Source organism: Ruegeria sp. C12 (assembly GCF_056537745.1).
Genome location: NZ_JBQFSA010000006.1, coordinates 1 through 19,951 on the forward strand (window position 1 = coordinate 1; position 19,951 = coordinate 19,951).

At 57.3% G+C, this 19,951-nt stretch carries 15 protein-coding genes; 5 read left to right on the plus strand and 10 right to left on the minus strand.

Going from position 1 to position 19,951, the window contains the following annotated elements:
• Positions 1 to 392: hypothetical protein (locus tag ACR0C9_RS12620; protein WP_480781145.1), on the plus strand; the 392-nt coding region annotated here is incomplete at its 5' end.
• Positions 393 to 539: 147 nt separating this feature from the next.
• Here the strand turns inward: ACR0C9_RS12620 and ACR0C9_RS12625 are convergent.
• The 4 genes from ACR0C9_RS12625 to ACR0C9_RS12640 form a co-directional block, all read right to left on the minus strand.
• A complete protein-coding gene (locus ACR0C9_RS12625) occupies positions 540 to 1,622 on the minus strand; it encodes a capsular polysaccharide export protein, LipB/KpsS family (protein WP_170622101.1) in 1,083 nt (360 codons plus the stop codon).
• Positions 1,622 to 5,431: a capsular polysaccharide export protein, LipB/KpsS family gene (locus tag ACR0C9_RS12630; RefSeq protein WP_480781146.1), complete on the minus strand. Its 3,810-nt coding sequence runs from the start codon at positions 5,429 to 5,431 to the stop codon at positions 1,622 to 1,624. Before ACR0C9_RS12630 ends, ACR0C9_RS12625 begins: the two co-directional genes overlap by 1 nt.
• Positions 5,432 to 5,444: 13 nt before the next feature.
• Positions 5,445 to 7,334: a glycosyltransferase gene (locus tag ACR0C9_RS12635; RefSeq protein ID WP_480626748.1), complete on the minus strand. Its 1,890-nt coding sequence runs from the start codon at positions 7,332 to 7,334 to the stop codon at positions 5,445 to 5,447.
• Between the two features lie 523 nt (positions 7,335 to 7,857).
• Positions 7,858 to 8,802 carry a c-type cytochrome gene (locus ACR0C9_RS12640; protein WP_480781147.1) on the minus strand — a complete coding sequence of 315 codons (945 nt, stop codon included), beginning with the start codon at positions 8,800 to 8,802 and terminating at the stop codon, positions 7,858 to 7,860.
• Positions 8,803 to 8,886: 84 nt separating this feature from the next.
• Between ACR0C9_RS12640 and ACR0C9_RS12645 the strand changes: the two genes are divergently transcribed.
• The 3 genes from ACR0C9_RS12645 to ACR0C9_RS12655 all read left to right on the plus strand — a co-directional run bounded on the left by ACR0C9_RS12645 (position 8,887) and on the right by ACR0C9_RS12655 (position 11,382).
• Complete coding sequence (locus ACR0C9_RS12645; protein ID WP_170453711.1) at positions 8,887 to 9,423, plus strand: RNA polymerase sigma factor; 537 nt, start codon at positions 8,887 to 8,889, stop codon at positions 9,421 to 9,423.
• Entirely contained in the window at positions 9,420 to 10,157 is a 738-nt protein-coding gene (locus ACR0C9_RS12650) for an anti-sigma factor (protein ID WP_480781148.1), read from the plus strand. The genes ACR0C9_RS12645 and ACR0C9_RS12650 overlap by 4 nt, the downstream gene beginning before the upstream one ends.
• A gap of 145 nt (positions 10,158 to 10,302) precedes the next feature.
• On the plus strand, positions 10,303 to 11,382 hold the full coding sequence (locus ACR0C9_RS12655; RefSeq protein ID WP_480781149.1) for a helix-turn-helix domain-containing protein: 1,080 nt from the start codon (positions 10,303 to 10,305) through the stop codon (positions 11,380 to 11,382).
• Here the strand turns inward: ACR0C9_RS12655 and ACR0C9_RS12660 are convergent.
• The gene (locus ACR0C9_RS12660; RefSeq protein WP_480781150.1) at positions 11,355 to 12,245 is read right to left on the minus strand and encodes a LysR family transcriptional regulator; all 891 of its coding nucleotides are present in this window, start codon (positions 12,243 to 12,245) and stop codon (positions 11,355 to 11,357) included. The genes ACR0C9_RS12655 and ACR0C9_RS12660 overlap by 28 nt on opposite strands.
• A 108-nt stretch (positions 12,246 to 12,353) precedes the next feature.
• On the opposite strand from ACR0C9_RS12660, the gene ACR0C9_RS12665 reads away from it, so the two are divergent.
• On the plus strand, positions 12,354 to 13,217 hold the full coding sequence (locus ACR0C9_RS12665) for a phytanoyl-CoA dioxygenase family protein (protein ID WP_480781151.1): 864 nt from the start codon (positions 12,354 to 12,356) through the stop codon (positions 13,215 to 13,217).
• A gap of 19 nt (positions 13,218 to 13,236) precedes the next feature.
• On the opposite strand, the gene ACR0C9_RS12670 is transcribed toward ACR0C9_RS12665, so the two are convergent.
• The 5 genes from ACR0C9_RS12670 to ACR0C9_RS12690 all read right to left on the minus strand — a co-directional run bounded on the left by ACR0C9_RS12670 (position 13,237) and on the right by ACR0C9_RS12690 (position 19,904).
• Positions 13,237 to 14,541 (minus strand): UDP-glucose dehydrogenase family protein, encoded by a 1,305-nt coding sequence (locus ACR0C9_RS12670; RefSeq protein WP_480781152.1) that lies wholly within the window; start codon positions 14,539 to 14,541, stop codon positions 13,237 to 13,239.
• Between the two features lie 227 nt (positions 14,542 to 14,768).
• A complete protein-coding gene (locus ACR0C9_RS12675) occupies positions 14,769 to 15,839 on the minus strand; it encodes a DUF2793 domain-containing protein (RefSeq protein WP_480781153.1) in 1,071 nt (356 codons plus the stop codon).
• A 221-nt stretch (positions 15,840 to 16,060) separates the two neighbouring features.
• Positions 16,061 to 17,497 (minus strand): mannose-1-phosphate guanylyltransferase/mannose-6-phosphate isomerase, encoded by a 1,437-nt coding sequence (locus tag ACR0C9_RS12680; protein WP_480781154.1) that lies wholly within the window; start codon positions 17,495 to 17,497, stop codon positions 16,061 to 16,063.
• 72 nt (positions 17,498 to 17,569) lie between these two features.
• Positions 17,570 to 18,463 carry a UTP--glucose-1-phosphate uridylyltransferase GalU gene (galU, locus tag ACR0C9_RS12685; protein ID WP_170453719.1) on the minus strand — a complete coding sequence of 298 codons (894 nt, stop codon included), beginning with the start codon at positions 18,461 to 18,463 and terminating at the stop codon, positions 17,570 to 17,572.
• A 211-nt stretch (positions 18,464 to 18,674) separates the two neighbouring features.
• Positions 18,675 to 19,904 (minus strand): lytic murein transglycosylase, encoded by a 1,230-nt coding sequence (locus tag ACR0C9_RS12690; protein ID WP_480781155.1) that lies wholly within the window; start codon positions 19,902 to 19,904, stop codon positions 18,675 to 18,677.
• Between the last annotated feature and the right edge of the window lie 47 nt (positions 19,905 to 19,951).

The following is a 19,951-nucleotide window of genomic DNA, read 5'->3' on the forward strand; positions in this document are numbered from 1 at the left end:
ATGAAGATGGCCGCTATGCGGAGTGGACGCTTGACGATCAAGGCGTGCGTGTGAGCGGCCAGCCGATCACCAACGTCATTGATGTCGAGGTTTTCTACGGCGTTGATCTGGATGGCAGCGGCTTTATTGGTCCCGCGCCAAAAGTTACCCAACAAAAGATGGCCCAACTTGCGCCGATTTCGGACAGTTTGTCAGATGAACCGGAATTCGATTTTGTTCCCTTGGATACGAACCATGCCGCTGAGGGCGAAGAATTGCTGGCAAATGACTTCGATCGCTCCGAGCGGTTGGGCTTGGACGGTACATCGGAGCCGGTGTCGATTGACATAGTTGATAGCGGTGGCGATCTGGGTATCGCGAACATTTTGGAAGATGACGTTTTCCTGCTCTGAAACGATTGGAGCGGTGCCGTCCTGTGGCGTCGCTCCACAATCTGAAGCAATTGCAGATTTCCGGGTTCAATCACGCAGTTGCCGGCGTTCCAGACCAATTTTTGTCTTTCGACTGAGCCGCGTCAGGGCCAGGTGGAAGTCTGAGCGCTAGGTTGAGTAGGGCTCAGATGACTTCAAAATCCTCTTTCGCCGCTGCATCTCGGATGACGCATATTCGTCATACAGGCTTTGCTGCTCCATATTGACCAGGTTTGCGGGGATATCCAGTTGGGCCAGCGCCTTGGCGATACGCAATCTGATTTCCGACACGTCATCGGCCAGAACACAGTATTTAGTGAGATACCAGGTCAGAAATTTTTTCTGAAAAGCCGGATCAATCGGCGACGGTTTTCCACAAGCTTTCAGCAAACTGTCAAGTTCGGTTACATGTGTCGTGGCCAACGCGAAATCCGATTTCGCGAAGGTGATCACATTGGCCCCTTGCAGCAAAGCCTCGAATAGGACACCGGAGTTTCCTCCAACCACGCAGGACGCCTTGTTTATCAGCCCATGGATCGAACCGTCCGTCAGATAAACGCTTTCGAACTTGCGCTGCAAGTCAGTCAGCATTCTTTCTACGGCACGGGATTTACATGAAGGGTGGCGTTTTATGACCAGAGTCTGGCCAACTTTCTCACAATAATCCGCCAACGCAAACGCGACCTGAGGCGGTTTGATGTGGTTGAGCTCGGCTACGGTATCTTCGACTGTTTGCAGCGGCATGAAGATGAATTGCCCCGGCGGGTGGGACTTGATCTTTGACTGCTTGTACTTTGATGCGTTCCTTTCAGCCTGCGATTTGGCCAGACCCGCTACAAAACGCTCTGCGTCCCTTGACGAAGTCCGCTCAATACGATCCAGGAAGTTTGACGGATGGGTCGCCAATTCCGAGAAGCCGGAATACCCGAGCCTGTCCAAAGTGTAATAAGGTGGAACGTAGCTTTCTTTGAAGCGCAGAACATTTCCCGCCCGGCCAATGGAATGGAAACTGATGACCAATTGACCTGGTTTGTAAAGGCGCGGGCTCTTGTCAGCGCCAAAGGGCAAACGCACGGGCCGCACACGAACAGAGAGATCGCTTAATGCCAACATGACCGAAGAATAGAACAAGCGGTGCCTGTCACCGTCAGACGGATTGGTAAGGTGGCCATCGGACAGTTCCAGAATGACTTCAGCGTCTGTCGGCGACATTATTTTTCCCTCAATTCACCCATGGGATACAACAAACGCCCAACTATCCGGTGCAGTTTATTGTCTTGATTGCGTGCAAACAGGACAGGGTCAGCGTCGAATTGTTCCAGCCGTTCAGGGTGACGCTTCGATTTGAGTACGGGCCGGACAATCGGCCGCCAAGCACGCAAAACTCCAAATGGACCCATAACGTTCCAATCAGGAAAGATCAGGTCAACGATGAGTTTGTCACGCTTTTTCCGCGTCCACTTCTCACGCGCGAACCTTGCAGGGTTTCGCTTGTAAATTGCCTTGGTCTGGGGCGTAAGGCGGTTTTTCCAGACCCGGCGCAAGACCGGAGACAGCAACCAAAGCCGCCAGCCAAATATACCATAGTTGACGAGAATCTTGGATCGACCTACAGCATTCTGCATTGGCTCTGCTTCGAGTTCTTGGACCGGCTTGAAGCGATCATAGGCTTTGGAGACGATCGCAATTTCGTCTTGATACAAAGCGGTTTCGGCCGGTTTGGCCTTGTCGCCGCCAAACAACGTGCCTGTCGATCGTCCAAGCCACAGCTGTGCGATGTTTGCATTCGTCTCCTGACAGGCAGATCTGATCCAGTCTTCGTTGTCAGGGGTCAGCAGCCAAGGTTTTGGCATTGGCAGGTCGCGCGACTTCCTCCAGTTGCTAAGGCCTGTCGTCGCCTCTTCGATGAAGTCCAGATATGCCTCTTTTGTTCGAAATGGTCTTGAGTTGTAGCTTCGGATTAACTCAACATGCGGCCCGGACAGTTGAACGGAATTGGTCTGAGATTTCGATGGCATGGGAAGCCTGGTCAACAGTTCCAAATCTGTCGATTGGGAAAAATCCGTAACAAGATCGTTGTCTATCAACTCGGACTTCTGGAAAAGACGAATGGTTATCTTCTCCCGCTCAATCGTGCTGGCCCAGGCGTTCAACACGTTTCGGTAGTCCAGGAAACGGGCAACCTCGGCGCTTTCCAACCAGTTGGAAATCGGGTCTTCAACTCTGCCGATTGCTCCGCCGGCCACAAACTCGCAATATTGCGCGTTGGCCCATTCGACCTGATCGCGCAGATAGACGATCATCTCAACATCATAGCCAGAGAAGTACTCTGGAATTTTATGCGCGTTCTTTTGTAAGAAATACGCTTCGCTGGAAAGGACAATGGTATGAATGCGCCCTTCCATAAGTTGAAGGCCGCGTTCAATATATTGCAGGAAAAAGCGATCGTCTGACACGATATAAGGCACAACGCCCGCGTGTCCCGCCTGTTTGTGCGGTCTCGACTCCTGCCAGAACAGACCGACTTCGGGATACCACACCCCATTACGCATCAATTCAGGTCGGTTCTGCTCTAACAGGTGTTGAATGTAGGTGCTGCCGGTTTTTGTTGAGCCGATATGAACAACAATCCGGGGCTTGTCGAAAGGTTTGCTGGCCGCTGGCTTGGCAATCGTCACGCGTTCGTTACGCGCGTAGGTATTCAAGGCGGTCTGCAGGTCCCGCTGGGGTGTGGCTGCCTGCGTTTCCTTTAATGTGACCTCGTACAACTTGTCCTGTGGTATCGGCTCTCTGTTGATCACATAGTCCAGTATGTCAGCACGTTCTGCCAAAATACTAGCGGCAATCAATGGATAAGCCGAAGCTCTCGCAAGCGATTTGTTATTATGTACAAACTCCGAGAGGACTTCGTCCGGTGAGATTTGGCAATGCTCAAGGATCTGCTTCACGCTTTTTATGAACGCGTCACGCTTACCCGGCCCTTCAGAAACGGCAAACCGATAGGCTTCACCATCGACCAATTGAGCGAGCAATTGTGACACGTTGTAGCGAAGATGTTCGCGTAGCGGGCTGCTGGCATCGCCCGCACCGGCATCGAGCAGGGTATCGAGCGTGAATTTGAAGTTCTGCAACATTAGCTCGAAGTCTCGAGCGGTACGAACGCGACGGGCCGTAGAGCCAACTCGAATTCGATACGCCGTAGAATCTATGTTGCGCAGGCTGATTTTTTCAGCGTTCACAAGGGCTTTCACAAGAAAAGCTCTCTCTTCCCACTGCGTAGTCCGGAAGTGGATATCGTTCTGCAGCAAGAATTCCCGGCGATACAGCCAGACCCAGAAATGCCTGTTATTCAGAATATTTGGCGTATCCGCGTAAGTCGTTCGATAGACGTCGTCCTCAAAGAAACGTTCGGCTCTGTCCTGCTTCTTTTCAACCAGTTCATCGCCGACAAAAATAGCCTCATAAGCCTTTCGGCCGCGCACCATGTCAAAGTCTTCGGACTTTGCGTGATCGTACAGAGCGCTCAGTGCTTTGGGGTTTGCCAGCCAGTCGTCACCATCGATGAACCAAACGTATTCACCACGCGCGGCCTTGATCGCCTTGTTGCGCGCAAAGCCCTGGCCGACGTTCTTGTCCAGAATAATCGGGCGAATCCTTGCGTCATGCATGGCAAGGCGGTCGATTATCTCCTGGCTCCCGTCGGGCGTACAATCGTTTACCGGGATGATTTCTATGTCGCGCAATGTTTGTTTTTGAACCGAAGCAATGCACTTTTCGATATAGTCTTCAACGCCGTAAACAGGGATTACGACTGAAACTTTCGGCGGTTCTTCGGTCTCGGTTTCGGCGCGCGGCAGATCAAAAGGTCTGTTTTCTTCGATGTATTGGAGAACATCTTCGATCTCGCTCGGCGCAGTGTGTCCAGGCACGTGGTAGATCGTGTACCAAACATAAAAATAGTAAAACACCTCCTCCAGCGAACGTTCCCGCTTGCGATGGGGGATTGTCTTCCGGTCATCGGTCAGACCCCAACCCGCATAAAAAGGCGCTCCGAAACAAACGACCTCCTTGCCGGCAAACAGTGCTTCCAGCCCCATTTGGCTGGTCGCGACATAGACTTTGTCCACCATGTCAAACAAAACAAACGGGTTCACCGGCTCGCGGATTAGGCGGACACGACCAGTGGACGACAAGTGCGAGTAGTAACCGCTTCGGGTCTCTTTTTCCCATGACGTATCTGGGTGTGTCTTGACCAGAATCTCAGCGTCCGGATTTTCTTTCAACGCCGCGACCAACATCTTTTGGAAGTCATTCTTGCTGGCCTTGCCGAAAATGGTTGAGGCATCCGCGAAGGCTTGGTCACACACCAATACGCGCCGCTTATATGTCTGACTCGTCGGTGGAGCCTGCATGGGCTGCGCGTTGTATTTGCTGATGCGCTGGGATGCTATTCTGTCGATCAGGCTTTTAGCACGGGCGAGTTGCTCGGCTGACAGAGATTCCTCGCTGTTCAGTTTGTGTGTCAAACGGTTTGGGAAATCCGACATATAGTAGTGCGATATGTCGTCATAGACATAACCCAAGCAGGCATAACGCGGGTCGCCTTCCCGAAAGGAATGAGACCAACTGTGGGTGCTTGCAAGAAAACCTTGCTCAAAGAGAATAAGATCCGCGTCGATTGGTAAAACGTCGTACAGACCCAACAGCCCCTTGTGAGATTTCTGTTCATTCTGAAAAACTGCGCCGGACCCGAAATAGCCCCGTCCCCGATCCGCATTGGGTGCATTGAAAGGCTGGATATTGGCAAACAAGCTTTTAAGGTTGGCGCCGTAGCCATTGTCAAGTGTTCCGTCGGCGTAGCCGAACACGGCCGGATCGTTTCGCAATGATAACACATGCTCACGAATGTCACGCCCGGCCTCATGGCTTGATTTTCGCAGGTCCAGGAATTCCGAAAATCTAACTTTCTTTTGACCAAAGCTCTGTTTCATTTTGGCGTCGCTTTTATTCTTTTTAAACATCGAAACTTTGGCGCTACGTTGTTAGTTCTGAAACTGCCACCAGCAGTTTCGTCTCGAGATTGGCGTTAGCATTTGGCAACCCGCGCTCGCGGGCCTCACAGAACATCTCTTCCCATTCCGCGAAGATCGTCTCTTCGGAATAATAAGTGTCAAAACGCGTCAAAGAGGTGTTGCCCATTGTCTCTCTGAGATCCGGATCAGACATCAAGCTTTTGAAGGCATTGGTCAGATTCTCTGTTGGGCTGTCAGCCGCACACAAAATACCATTTTCGCCAGACGCGATTTGTTCGTTGATCCCGCTGCAGTTTTGGAACCCGATCAGCGGCAGCCCATGCGCCATCGCTTCCAGGCCACAAAGTGGAAATCCTTCAAAGAAAGATGACAGAACGAATGCGTCGGCATCTTTGTAGTACGGATAAGTGTCGTGTGTCTCACCGACAAATTCGACAGACTTGGCGATTTTCAAGGCAGTCGCCTGTTTCCTGAGATTATCACGTTCCGGCCCGTCGCCAACAATTCGAAGAACCCAGTCCTGGTGACGCGGGTAGCTTTTGGCGAAGGCTTCGATGATCAGATGAACGTTCTTCCGGGGAACGAGACGTGCGACCGTCAGCAGTACCTTCTTTTTCTTTGACCTGTCCCCAGGTCGCGCGATCTGCGTTGGCTTTTTAACGGTATTTGGGAGAACTCGGATCCGTTCCTGCATGAAGTTCGGCAGTGTCGAGCGGAAGTCTTCGGTCAGCAAGTGAACCAGAGTGGCGCCAAAGAAAGCGGTTTGCCGTTCAAAGACTGTATTGGTTCCGATCCAACGCGGATAGCGTGGGTCAATATGCTCGGACAAAACAAGAGGCACACCCGCGCGATGCGCGCATTTCACGTAGCGCTTGAACTCTCGGTTCATATGCAGCCCCACAAGAACGTCAAACGAACGACTGGCAATAGCCAGCATCATCTGGTCGTCTTCGCGCTCATTACTGTCTTCACCGAAGTAAATAAGCTCGATGGTGTCGTCCAGCGGCCATTGCGAGCGTTGTGCCTGGTCGTCAAATGTAAAGATCGTTACGTCATGACCACGTTTCGCCATGGCATTCGCCATCATCTGTCCAACGTTTTCCGTCCCGCCTTTGCCCTTGGTTATGAAGGGGACAAAAAAGCCAATGCGCATCTTCGCGATGGGCGGCGGCGATTTCAGAGTCTTCCGAGATACAGGCACCTGTTCAGGTATCGTATTCCACTTCCAATTGACTTGGGTCAGCTGCCCTTCGAATCGTTGTTTCGCATCGAAACCTTTCGGGAAACGCCCCGCATCCCGCAGCGTTTCAAGGTCTCCATTTGCCCTGTGCAATGCGCCCTTTGGTAACGGGCCGGGGCCACGCTGAGCGATTCCGAACAGGTTGTAGCCGTGGTGAATGAACCGTCCTTCGGACAGATCGAACCCGGCGTCAGCAAGGACATACATCAAGGTGCCGAGGTTCCAGCCCGAGTTGACATGGCCCCCCACGACCTGATGTTTGAATGGCGGCACGGCTATAAAGAGGTGGCCGTCAGGTTTCAGCACACGCCGGATTTCGCCTAGCGCGCGGCCGGTGTCAGAGACATGTTCCAGAACATGAGCACACCAAACGCAATCGAGACTGGACGTGGCGATCGATTGCATGTCGCAAATATCCAGATCGGGCAGCAGTTCAATGCCCTCCGGAAAGCCCCCTTGGTCTTCGTCCAAATAAGCTTCCATGTCCATGCCGGATGCCAGAACATCCCAACCTGCACTGAAAAAGCTGCGGGCTGCCAGACCAGATCCAGTACCGATGTCTAATATGCGACCTTTCTGAGGGAAGCTGGCGATCACTTCATCGACCAGGTCCTTTTGGCCTTGGATTGACTTGGTTACGCTGATGTTCATTCGGTTCACTGGCTTGAAAGTCCTTGCGGGAGTTCGTTCGGCGTTTGCCCTAAGCCTAAGGCTCGCCGCTCTAACGATTAAAATTGTCTAACATTTTTGAAAGTGGGTGCAACATCGTATCAACCGAGCTGCTTTGGCGAAAGAGTCAGTTTCGCGAACCAAGTGGGCATCCGCGACTGAATTCAATGCGCGCGACGTTGCTGTGTCGTTCCAAGAAGCTTACTGCTGCAGGGCACTATCCTGCGCGATCGTGGGTTACTTGCGTGTTTTGGGTTGCGTCAAGGTGCTAATAACTAAGAATAAAATTCTAGCTTCTTCGCGGGGCCTCAAAACAGAGGCCTGTTCGAAAAAGTTTAGAGAACGCTGGAGGCAAATATTCCGATGAATGCCGACGGCGGCAAAGGCTATGTGGCCAAGCGTTGGTAAGTATAAGCGGGCTGTCGCCTGACCCTGAGCCTCAGGCGACTATCCGTCAGCTAAGCTAATGTAGAAGCGTTTTCCCTGCAGGTATGCGCCTCCGGCGTCATCCTGTCGCCTGATCCCTCAAATACGCCAGAAGATTCACGATATCTTCGTCCTTTCTGAGGCCCGGAAACTGCATTTTGTTACCCGGAACCACGCCCCTTGGGTCGTGCAGAAAGGCGGATAGGGTCTCGGGTGTCCAGGTTATGCCGGACTCCTGCAAGGCCTCTGAGTATCGGAATCCGTCGACCTGTGCGGCCTGGGCACCGATGATTCCGAACAGCGATGGGCCAACGCCGTTGCGCCCTTCTTTCACCTGATGGCAGGCGCTGCATTTGCGAAATACCTTTTTGCCGGCTTTGACGTCGCCGTCCAGCGCGACGGCAGCGACCTGAGGCGAGGATACGGGCGCAATGCTGGCCTGTTCGTCATCCAAATGAAAGACAAACCGCGCGGTGACGGGAACGGTGCGGGTGATGCCCGGCAGATCGGCCAGTTCCATCAGCTTGTCGATGCCCGCATTCACGCCCGCATCTTCGGTGCTGACGAATACCATGTCGCTTGTTGTCACCAGCACCGAGTTCTCCGTCAGGCGCGCGACAAACAGCTCTGCGTCAAATTCGACATCTGTTCCGACCAGCGACAGGGCGGCTTCGCTGTCCAGCGTGGTGGTTTGGCCGACCTCCAATGCGGTCAGGTTCTCCATATCGATCTTGGCGGTCAGGGTTGCGGTGCCCGCTTTGCGAAAGACGTATTCGATCATCCGTTCGTTGCGGATATCGATGTTTGTCTCGACCGAGGACAGGTCGATCTCGACCTCGACCTGCCCATCCGGGCTGACCTGACCGCTAAGCGAGGTGAAGCTGTTGACCTCGCCCACCGTGTCTTTCTTGATGCTTCCATATGCAAGATGAGAGCTTTCGGGCACCAATGTCCAACTTGCCGCAAAGGCCGGGCCTGCAACAATTGCCGACGCAAACGTGACTGCCTGTATGAGATGTTTCATTTCATTCCTCCTCGGGTTATGCCAGTCCTGAGCACGCGGGCCCGGTCCGTGGAGGAGAAACACACACAGGTCGCATTTTATTCGATGGCTGGTGAAATGAGCTCGGAACAGGCGGTGCGGACCGCCGTGCAGACGCATTCCAAACGTGTCTGGCGCTTTGCGCTGGCGTTGTCGGGCGCGTCGGATGTGGCGGATGATCTGGTGCAGGCCACATGTCTGCGCGCGCTGGAACGCCACCATCAGGTGACATCGCAGGATCGGCTGGATTCCTGGCTGATGACAATCTGCCGCTCGATCTGGTTGAATGAGGTGCGCTCGCGCGCGGTGCGACGGGCGCAGGCGTTGTCGGTGACGCCCGAGGCGGAGCTTGTCGCAACCGGCCCGGATTCAGAAACGAATATTTTCGCCGCTGAAGTGTTTACTCAAGTGATGCAACTGCCAGAGGCGCAGCGCGAGACGGTGATGCTTGTGTTCGTCGAGGGGTACAGCTACCGCGAAGCCGCCGCTTTGCTGGACGTTCCCATCGGCACGATCATGAGCCGGTTGTCCAGCGCCCGGCAGAAATTGAAGACCGTAATGCAACATGATGCGGCAGGCACCGCGCAACGGAGTGGCAAATGACGTTTTCCGACGAGACGCTGCAGGCGTATCTGGAAGGCACACTGGACGAGGCGCAGTCTCGGGCCATCGAAGCCACGGTTGAGCAGGATGCCGCGCTGGAAGGCCGCCTGATGGCGCTTGATCCGTTTGCGCCCGTCGTGCAGCAGGTGTTCGAGGGCCTGCCCGCCGTTGCCCCTGCGATTGACCTGCCTGCGCCCTCTGCCCCTGAACGGTCGGGCGGTGTGGTGCGGTTGTGTGCCGTGGCCGCATCCGCCGCAATTGCTGCCTTTGCAGTTACCTTCTGGGCCACGCGCCCGGCCGAGTTGGGTTGGGCGCAGCAGGCGGCGATCTACCAGTCGTTATATGTGCCGGAAACCATCGCCGGGCTGGATGTCTCGCCTGCCACGCTGGATGCGCAGATCACTGAGGCCGAAGAGACGTTGGGCCGGTCTTTGAACCGCGAAACGCTCGAATCCCTGCCGGGGCTCGAGTTGAAGCGGGCACAGATCCTCTCGTTCAAGGGCAAGCCGCTGGTTCAGATCGTGTTCGCGGATGAGCAGGGCCAGCCGCTGGCCTTCTGCGTGATCCGGCAGGGTCCGGCTGCCCCCGCCAAGGACGTCAAGCAGGCGGTGCTAAGCGGTCTGGCCACCGCGACATGGGCGCAGGGCGGGTATGGCTATATGCTGCTGGGCAGCGATCCCCAGACGGATTTGAGCGGTGAGTTGGGCGTGTTGACCCAGACATTTGCGGGTTAAAGCGCTTTGCGTTTAACTTGAATCGGAATGCGCTGCCTCTCCGTTTGGTCGAACGCGCATTCCGATGAATGTGCCTCAGACAAAACGCAAAACGCTGTAGAAGAAACCCCTTGTGAACCGTCCAAAATGCCCAAAGAATACGGGCATGAAGTCGAAACATGTCATACCTGCGCCCGAGGATGAGGCCGAAGACGCCACACCGCGCAGCATCTATGACGCCGACCCTCCGGATGACGATGATCTGTGGTTCCTGCCGCCCGAAGACGATGAACCACGCGACGATTTCCTGCCCCCCGGCCCTCGCGCAGATACGCGGGTTCTGTTCGATCCGCGCGAATGGCGCAGGGCGCAATCAGAACTGTCTGCGGAATTGGCGGATCTAGCTGTCACCTTTGGGGCGTTGGACGAACGGTTGCGGGCTGGACCCGAGGGGTGGACCCATCGTCTTGCGCTGATGGATGTGTCCGATTTGGGCTGGTGGACCGGGGATCGCATCAGCGTCGACCGGCTGGCCCTGTGGACGGGTCTGCGGATCGGCGCGACCAGTGATGATGTACAGGCGCTGTTCCGGGCAGGTTGGGCCGTGCGGCGTCTTACATCTGGCTCGGCGCCCTCGGCGCACGGCTGGGAGACCGGACTGGCCGCATTTCTCGACCGGATGGCGCAGGGGATCGAAGAGGTGCCCGAAGCCGTTGCCGATCTGGCCGAGGTCATGCGCAATGCCGAAGGGTTGCACCCGGTCACGCAGGCGGCCATCGCGTTTCACGCCTGGCGCGCGCTATCCGAAGGAATTGGTCAGGATACAGAGGCCGCGATCATTGCTGCGCGTCACGCCGCCTCGATGGGGCGGGGCGGGGCGCTGTTCATGCCGCTGGCGCTGTCCGGTCCCGGCGCCTTGCGCGGGGTTGGCGAGCCGGAAGAAAAACTTTCAGCGTGGATCACCGGGGCAGGGCAGGCGGCGCTGGCGGCCCTGTTGCATCTGGATCGCGTCAGCGCGTGGGAGGTGCGTGCCCGTGAAGCCACGCAGGACCTGTCCGGGCGCACGCCGCCGGTGCTGATCGACGTTCTGACCGCCTGGCCGATGGTGTCGGCCCCACTGGCCGAGGAGCTCACCAAAGCCTCGCGCGCGGCGGTTCAGCGCAATATCGACCGCTTCATGCGGCGCGGCCTGATCCGCGAGGTCACAGGGCAGGGACGTTACCGCGTCTGGACGGCAGCGCTGTAGTCCAGCAGCCATTCGCGAAAAATGCGCGCCGGAGGCCGCAGGTCGGTGCGGGACGGGTAGATCAGGTGATAGGCCTCTTGCCCGGCGACCTGAGCGTCGGGAAGGCAGGGCACCAGCCCCGAAACCTGCATGATCCGATCCGACGCGGGCGCGCGGGCCAGGGCAATTCCGGTACCGCTGGCCGACAGTTCGGCAGCCATGATCGAATTGTCAGCAAAAAAGAACCGGGCTTGCCCGGCGGGTAAACGCATGGTTTCGAACCAATGCGGCCAGCTTACGCGATGGGTCGAAACCTCGATCAAAGTGAACTGAAACAGATCCTGGGGGGTTTGAATCCGGGCGGCAATCTCTGGCGGCGCGACGGGGTACAAAACCTCGCGCAGCAGTTCATCGCCTTCATTGCCGAACAGGGCGGGGTTGCCGAAGACGATTTGCAGATCCGTGAATCGGTTGGCGAAGTCCGACGCAATATTCCCGGTGGCCAGCGACAGGTTGATCTGCGGTTGCGCGGCCTGAAACGCAGGCACGCCTTTGGCCAAAATCCCATGGGCGAACAGCAAAATGGATTGCACATAAAGCCGCTGCTCGCGGGTTTCTCCGAACAGGCTCGAGGTCGCGGTTTCCAGCATCAGAAGGGATTGCTGAACCGTTGGCAGATAGGCCCGCCCGGCCTCGGTCAGCGTAACCGCATGGGCGTGACGGTGGAACAAAGGCGTGCCCAGTCGGGTTTCCAGCGCTTTGACCTGCTGGCTGACGGCAGCGGCGGACATGTTCAACTGCGCGGCGGCGCGCGCAAAGCTTTCGGTTCGCGCCGCAGCTTCGAACACGCGCAACCAGTTGAGAGAGGGAATGCGGCGAGACATGGGCGCAGGCTAAGTCAAGCTTAGCCTGACAGGCAAGAGGTTCAGTTATGGAATGCTGAAAGGCCGGGATAGGCTGAACGCGCAAAGCCAACAGGTGACCGGATGTCTATGAATACCACTTTGACCCAAGAACAGGCCGACCAGTATTGGCAGGACGGCTTTCTGTTTCCTCTTTCCGTCTTTTCCAAAGACGAAGCCGCCGGGTATCGGGCGGAACTGGAGCAGATCGAGCGTGACTGGCTGGCCGCAGATCTGCCCTTGCCGCTGAACACCTATAAGCGGGTCAACGCACATCTGGTCGTTCCGCTTGCCGCGCAGATTGCGCAGGACCCGCGCGTTCTGGATGTGGTCGAAGGCGTTCTTGGCCCCGATATTCTGATATGGTCGGCCGAGTTCTTCATCAAAGAGCCGAATACCAAACACACGGTTGGTATGCATCAGGATCTGACCTATTGGGGCATAGGCGAGACGCCCGATCAGGTCACGGCCTGGATTGCGCTGTCACCGGCGACGGTTGAAAGCGGGTGCATGGATTTCGTGCGCTCGAGCCACAAGAATCCGATCCTGCCGCATACGGATACCTATTCGGACACCAACCTTTTGTCCCGCGGTCAGGAGGTGGCCGTAGACGTTGCAGACAGTGACAAAACCCATGTCGAGCTTGCGCCCGGTCAGATGTCGCTTCATCACGGGTTGACGATCCATGGGTCTGGGCCGAACCAGTCCGAAGATCGGCGGATCGGCCTGGCGATCCGTTATCTCAGCCCCGGCGCCCGGCAATTGGTGGCCGACAAAGACTATGCGCTGCTGGCACGAGGGTCTGATGCCCACAGCAATTTTATCCCGGTTCAGCCGCCGACCGAATTGTTCTCATCCGAGTCTCTGGCGATCTATGAACAAGTGCGCCGCGATCAAAGCAAGGCATTGACCGACGGGGCCAGCAACTCGGTTCCGCTATACGCTGCGAAGTGAGGGCGAGTTCATCGGGCGCTCAGCGCCCGACCCCCACATAAGTTTCAAAGCCGGATTTCAGCACTTTGCTTTCAGAATAGATGTTGCGCAGATCGACCATCCGGGGCGTGTTCATCGCCTCGGCCAGATCGTTCAGGTTCAGCGCGCGGAACTCGTTCCATTCGGTCAGCAGAACCACGACGTCGGCCCCTTTTGCGGCGGCATAGGGATCCTCGCACCAGTCAACACCGGGCAACAGGGCCTCACCTTCGGATTTGCCTTGCGGGTCGACCACGCGCACCTTGGCCCCGCCGCCGATCAGGGCCGGGACAATGGTCAGCGATGGTGCATCGCGCATGTCATCGGTGTTGGGCTTGAAGGTGACGCCCAGCATCGCAACGGTTTTGCCGTTGAAACTGTCATTGCAGGCCTCGCGGATTTTCTCGATCATCCGCTTCTTCACCTCATCATTCACGCGTATGACGGTTTCGGTGATCTGCATGGGATGGGCGTGTTCCTGTCCGATCCGCGCCAGCGCGGCGGTGTCTTTCGGGAAACACGAGCCGCCATAGCCCGGCCCTGCATGCAGGAACTTGTTGCCGATACGCCCGTCCAGACCGATGCCGCGCGCGACCTCTTTCACATCGCCGCCCACCCGTTCGCACAGGCCCGCGATTTCGTTGATAAAGGTGATCTTGGTCGCCAGAAATGCGTTGGAGGCATATTTGATCATCTCGGCGCTTTCCAGATCGGTGGTCAGGATAGGGAAGTCGCGCAGATAGAGCGGGCGGTAGATCTCGGCCATCACCTCGGCGGCGCGATCGCTTTCAACGCCAACCACCACACGATCGGGGCGCATGAAATCGTCAATCGCCGCGCCTTCGCGCAAGAATTCCGGGTTCGAGGCGACATCGAAATCCGCATCCGGATTGGCGGCAGAGACAACCGAATGCACCTTGCGGTTGGTGCCCACGGGCACTGTCGATTTGGTGACGATGACGGTATAGCCGGTGACGGCCTGAGCAATCTCTTCCGCGGCCGCCATTACATAGGTCAGGTCTGCGTGGCCATCGCCGCGGCGCGTCGGCGTGCCGACCGCGATGAAAACTGCATCCGCGCCGTCCACGGCTGCGGCCAGATCGGTGGTGAAACTCAGCCGTCCTGCGGCCACGTTCTTGGCCATCAGCACATCAAGGCCGGGTTCATAAATCGGAACGTCTCCGGCCCGCAGCATCTCAATCTTTGCTTCTGCCTTGTCGACACAAATCACGTCATGGCCAAAATCCGAGAAACACACCCCCGACACCAGGCCCACATAGCCGGTGCCGATCATCGCAATACGCATTCTAAAAAATCCTTCTCACCAATTACCGCCTGCGGCGCGGATACCATCAAAGAAACTGCGCCCAGTTTCAATGCCTGACAGGGGCTTTGACCGGCATTCGACAGTTTCTTGCTGTTCTGACGGTGTGATTTGGTGCAGAGGATTCAATCTCTGGGCGCGCAGAGAACGGGTTGAGGCAAATCCACTCAACCCGTTCAGTCTGCGCCGGGTAACGAAAGGGCGTTACGTCAGAACCAGCGCCCGACAGCGATGGCAGTTGGTGACACGGTTGCGCTGTCCGAGGTTGCGGACAGCACCTTGTAGGCTGCTTGTGAACCGGATGGGGTATCGAAGCCCACGAACCGCGCCAAAGCGCCGCCGTCGCCGCTAATTGCGGGTGTGTCCGCGAAGGTTGCAGGGAAGGCCCATGTCGCGGTGGCGCTGGCAAACAGCGCACCCTCGACATTTGTGCAATCGGTCGCGGGCAATGTGGCGGTGCAGATTTGGGTCCCGTCGGCAAAGCGCACATAGTCCCCGGTTGCGCTGCTGCCGCGTTCGATCACTGCGCCGGTCGGGGTGCCTGCCGCTTCTGACACTGTGCCCAGCAGGTTGCCCGGCCCATAGCCGTAATCCGCGCGCATCAGGCGACCCGAGGTTGTGTCATCGGGGCTGCTCTGGACCGCCGACCCAGCTGCGTGGCCGGTGGCGGGATCAAAGCTCAGCGCTTCGGTCCATGTCCCGCCATCCGGGGACACTTTGATCGAAAAGCCAGTGCTGCCGGACAGCCCCATCTCTGCATGGCCCGTCCAATTGGACTGGAACAGCAGGGATGCGGTCTCGGACGCGCCGGATTTGTTGATCTTTAGCTGGTGACCGCCGCCATCATGGCTCAGCAACGTGGCCGGGCTGCGAACAGACAATCGGTTGGTGCTGTCATAACTGGTGGCGACACCCAGACCGTCCAGATTTTGCGTCGCAATCGGAGGAGTAACCCACGCGTTGCCATCCCAAATCTTCGATTGCGCGCTGGCCAGATCCCAAGCGCGCCATCCCGGTTGAGGAGAGACAAAACGCCAGGCGTTGTCCAGCCATGCGGCCAGTTCACCGCCATGCCCCGACCAGTCCCCGCCGGGTGTCGCACCCAAAGCGTGGATTTCACCCTGCTCGGGTGCGGGTGGTGGCGTGGTTGCGTCGACAGTTGCGACGGTTAACTGAACAACCAGATCCAGCTCGCGCAGCGCCTCGTTATGGGTGACATGTTTCTGCGCCTGAGACGGTTGCAGGAAAGGCAGGTTCAATCGGGGTGAGTTCTGAGACACGGGGCGCGTCCTCCTGTAGCTGTCGGTCCGACGTTTCTGTTGCGCGCCACCCTGCCGCGAGGCGCGTGAATCCCGTCTGACCGGGCCGAACGCCCGATTTACCTGCCGCTAATAGGTGGTTTCCAATTTGGGGACAAACCTTGACTGAGCGCTGATCTGTTCAGGCATTCGCCAAGGGTGTTCTGGGTGGGTGATTCTGTGAACCCAACTTTCAGACGCAGTTAGCTGCGCGCGTAGATATCTTCGTACCGGATGATGTCATCCTCACCCAAATAGCTGCCGGTCTGAACCTCAATCAATACCATCGGAACCTTGCCGGGGTTTTCCATCCTGTGAACCGCGCCCAACGGGATGTAGACCGACTGGTTTTCCGACACCAGGCGGACCTCATCGTCAATTGTGACTTTGGCCGTGCCCTTGACGACGATCCAGTGTTCGGACCGGTGGTGATGTGATTGCAGGCTCAGCGCTGCGCCGGGATTGACGTGGATGCGTTTGACCTGAAACCGGTCATCGACCACAAGGCTTTCAAACCACCCCCACGGGCGGTGATCGACGGGCAGGGATTCCGCCTGACTGGCGCCCTTGGCCTTCAAAGCGGTGACCGCCTGTTTGACGTCCTGAGCCCGGTCCATGCTGGCGACGAGAACCGCATCGGGCATGGCGACGGTGATAATGTTTTCAAGACCCATTGCCACCACTTCTTGCGCCGGGGATTCCGAGCGGATCAAGACGTTGTGGCAGTTGATGGTTGTGACTTCTCCGGTCGTGGCAACACCGTCTGTGTCGGGGTGGCTCAATTCGTGCACGGCGGTCCAGCTTCCCACATCGGACCAGCCGGCGGCATAGGGAACAACGCTGAGGTTTTGGGCCTTTTCCATCACCGCATAGTCGATCGAAATGTCGTCAGCCTGCGCCCATTCCCCGGCATCCAGCCGCAGAAAGCCCAGATCGGTTTTTGCCTGATCGACAGCTTGTTTGACGGGGGCGATCAATCCCGGTGCGTGTTCTTCGAACGCAGCAACGATGTCGCGCACGGCGAACAGGAAAATCCCTGAATTCCACAGATAGCTGCCATCGGCCAGCATGGCCTTGGCATTGTCCAAATCCGGCTTTTCTACAAACCGATCCAGCGGCACGGCCCCGCCGGATGTGTCAGGCGTCTGGCTCAGCTTCAAGTAGCCGTAGCCCGTTTCAGGCCGGTCCGGCGTGATGCCGAATGTCACCAGATCCCCGCGGTCAGAAATCGCGTTCACGCCTTGCGCCACGGCGGCATGAAAGGCGGATTTGTCTGGGACCACGTGATCAGACGGAGCGACAAGCATGATCGCCTCTGGATCGCTGTTGGCCAGATACAACGCAGCCGCCAGAACCGCAGGCGCAGTGTTGCGCCCTTCGGGCTCGATCAGAATCGGGCCGGGGTCGATGCCAACGGCCCCCAACTGCTCGGGCACAACAAAGCGGAAGGCTTCGTTGGTCAGAATCAAGGGCTTGGCATACGGCGCGCCGTCCGGCCCGCGCATCCGCTGGGCGCAATCCTGCAACAGGCTCGTCTCACCCACCAGCGGCACGAACTGCTTGGGGTAGCTTTTGCGCGACAGGGGCCAAAGTCGGGTGCCTGACCCACCGCACAGAATGACGGGATAGACAGTATTCATGATGCGCACGCCTTTGAACTGCAAGTACCCGACGGTATCGCCTTAATTGCAGTCAAGGGAAAGGGCCTGTGATTATTGGGCCGCTTTCCCCGTGGCAACGATGTCATTCAGATACTGGCTCAGATCGCCGCGCAGATCGTCGCGGGCCAGCGCAAAGGCCACTGTGGCCTGCAAAAACCCGGCTTTCGAGCCGCAATCGAAGCGCTGCCCGTCGAACTTGTAGCCAAAGACCGGTACGCCGTTGCGGATGTCTTCCGCGATCGCATCGGTCAGTTGAATCTCGCCACCGCTGCCGGATTTCATCGAATTCAGGTTATAGAGGACCGACGGGCCAAGCACATAGCGCCCGATCACGGCCAGGTTCGAAGGCGCCTCATCCGGCTTGGGTTTTTCAACCATACCCCGCGTGCGCACAACGGTGCCCACATTGTCGCCCACATCCAGAACCCCATACGAGCTTGTTTGTTCATGCGGAACTTCCATCGCGGCGACCATGTTGCCGCCTGTTTCCTCATAGGCTTCGATCATCTGCTGCAAACACGGTTTGTCGGCGGCGATGACGTCGTCGGGCAGCATCACGGCAAAGGGCTCATCCCCGATCAGACGCCGCGCGCACCAGACCGCGTGGCCCAGCCCTAACGCCTTGTGCTGACGGATATAGGCAATCGCGCCGCTTTCCATGTTGGTGGCGTTCAGCGTTTCCAACAGATCGTGTTTGCCTTTGGCCTCTAACGCCTGTTCCAGCACCAGATTGTGGTCGAAATAATCCTCAAGCGCGGATTTCCCGCGCGAAGTTACAAAGATGAATTCCTTAATCCCGGCAGCGCGTGCTTCGTCGATGGCATATTGCACCAGGGGACGGTCAACGAGGGTCATGATTTCCTTTGGAACCGATTTCGTTGCTGGCAGAAATCGGGTGCCCAGCCCGGCTACGGGAAAAATCGCTTTGGTGACCTTACGTGTCATAGTGCCTCTCAATTCGTAATTCGGCCGGAAGGTCGCAGCGCGTCCGGCATTTCCTCATAGGCTGCGAAACCAGATCAATCAATGATGCCCGTCCTTATGGGCGTGAATAGGATAAATCGTGCCATTTGGAAGGGTCAGAGTCAAAATCCAATCGTTAACGTGAAGGATTTGTCATCCGGAGTTTATCCATTGTGCATTGCATATGCCCCGATCAGTTTTTCAGGCTGACCTTCATGTGCTGTTCCGGAAAACAAGTCGCGCTTTGGCCGGTCGCCTCTTGCCAGCGTCCAATTGATCGGCGGGTTTTGAACCCCGGTAGCCCATCCGCCCCGCCGACGTCATGGCCTTGCGCTTCGAGCGCGCGTTGCATCGCCGCAATGTCCGAGCGGTATAGGCCGCCAACCTTCCCCCAGCGGCCAGAGAAATCGCCGACGCCAAACTGGATCCGGTCTCCGACATGGCCGACAAACAGGGCATAGAGGTCGCTTTTGTTGTACTCTTTCAGCACGTAGAAATTCGGCGTTACCACAAAGGCAGGTCCGTTGCGCCCGGCGGGCATCATCAGATAGCCCTCACCCACCAGTTCATGGGCCGGGAAGGGCTTGCCCGAGACGCGCGTGATGCCCATTGCCGCCCAATCGCGAATGACCCGTCCCTGATCCGGCCCTTCCAGCGCGCAGGACACTGTGTTGGGCACCGTCACCTCGAACCCCCAGTCTCGACCAGTGACCCAGCCATGCCGGGCCAGATAATTCGCAATCGAGGCCAGCGTGTCATCGGCAGAACCCCAGATATCCGCCCGCCCGTCGCCATTTCCGTCGGCGGCATAGGTCAGAAAGCTGGATGGCATGAATTGCGGCTGCCCCAACGCCCCGGCCCACGAGCTTTTCATGTCCCGGACATGCCCGGCCTCGGCAATCTGCAATGCGTCGATCAATTCACCGGTGAAATAGTCCGCTCGTGTGCTCATGAACCCTTTGGTGGCCAGCACCTGAAAGGCGTCATGTCGGATCGGGACCTGTCCATATCCGCTTTCCCGGCCCCAGATGGCCAGAAGGATGCGCGCGGGCACACCGGTCTGCGCCTCAACCCTTGCAAGGGTTGCGGCATGACGTGTCGCCATTTGCCGCCCGACAGACGTTGCCCCCTGAACCGAGCCCGCGTTGAAATACCGCCCGGGCGAGCCGAACTCGGCCTGCTTCTGCTTCTTTGGCGTCTTCGCCTTGCTGCCGGGCGGGACAAGATCGGGCAAGTCCCAGTTCAAAGTGACACCCGAAAAGGCGCGGTTCATGGTGTCACGAGAGACACCCTTGGCACGGGCCTGCGGCCAGATCGTTTGGTTCAGCCAGGACTGAAATTGCCGCTCAACCGCTGCGCGATCCTGCGCATTGGCGCTGCTGGCCGCAAAGACCAACAGAAGGATGGAAAGAAATGCGCGCATCGGATGTTTGCTGCCCTGTGCCTGTCTGGTTAAACCCAAAGTTCTTG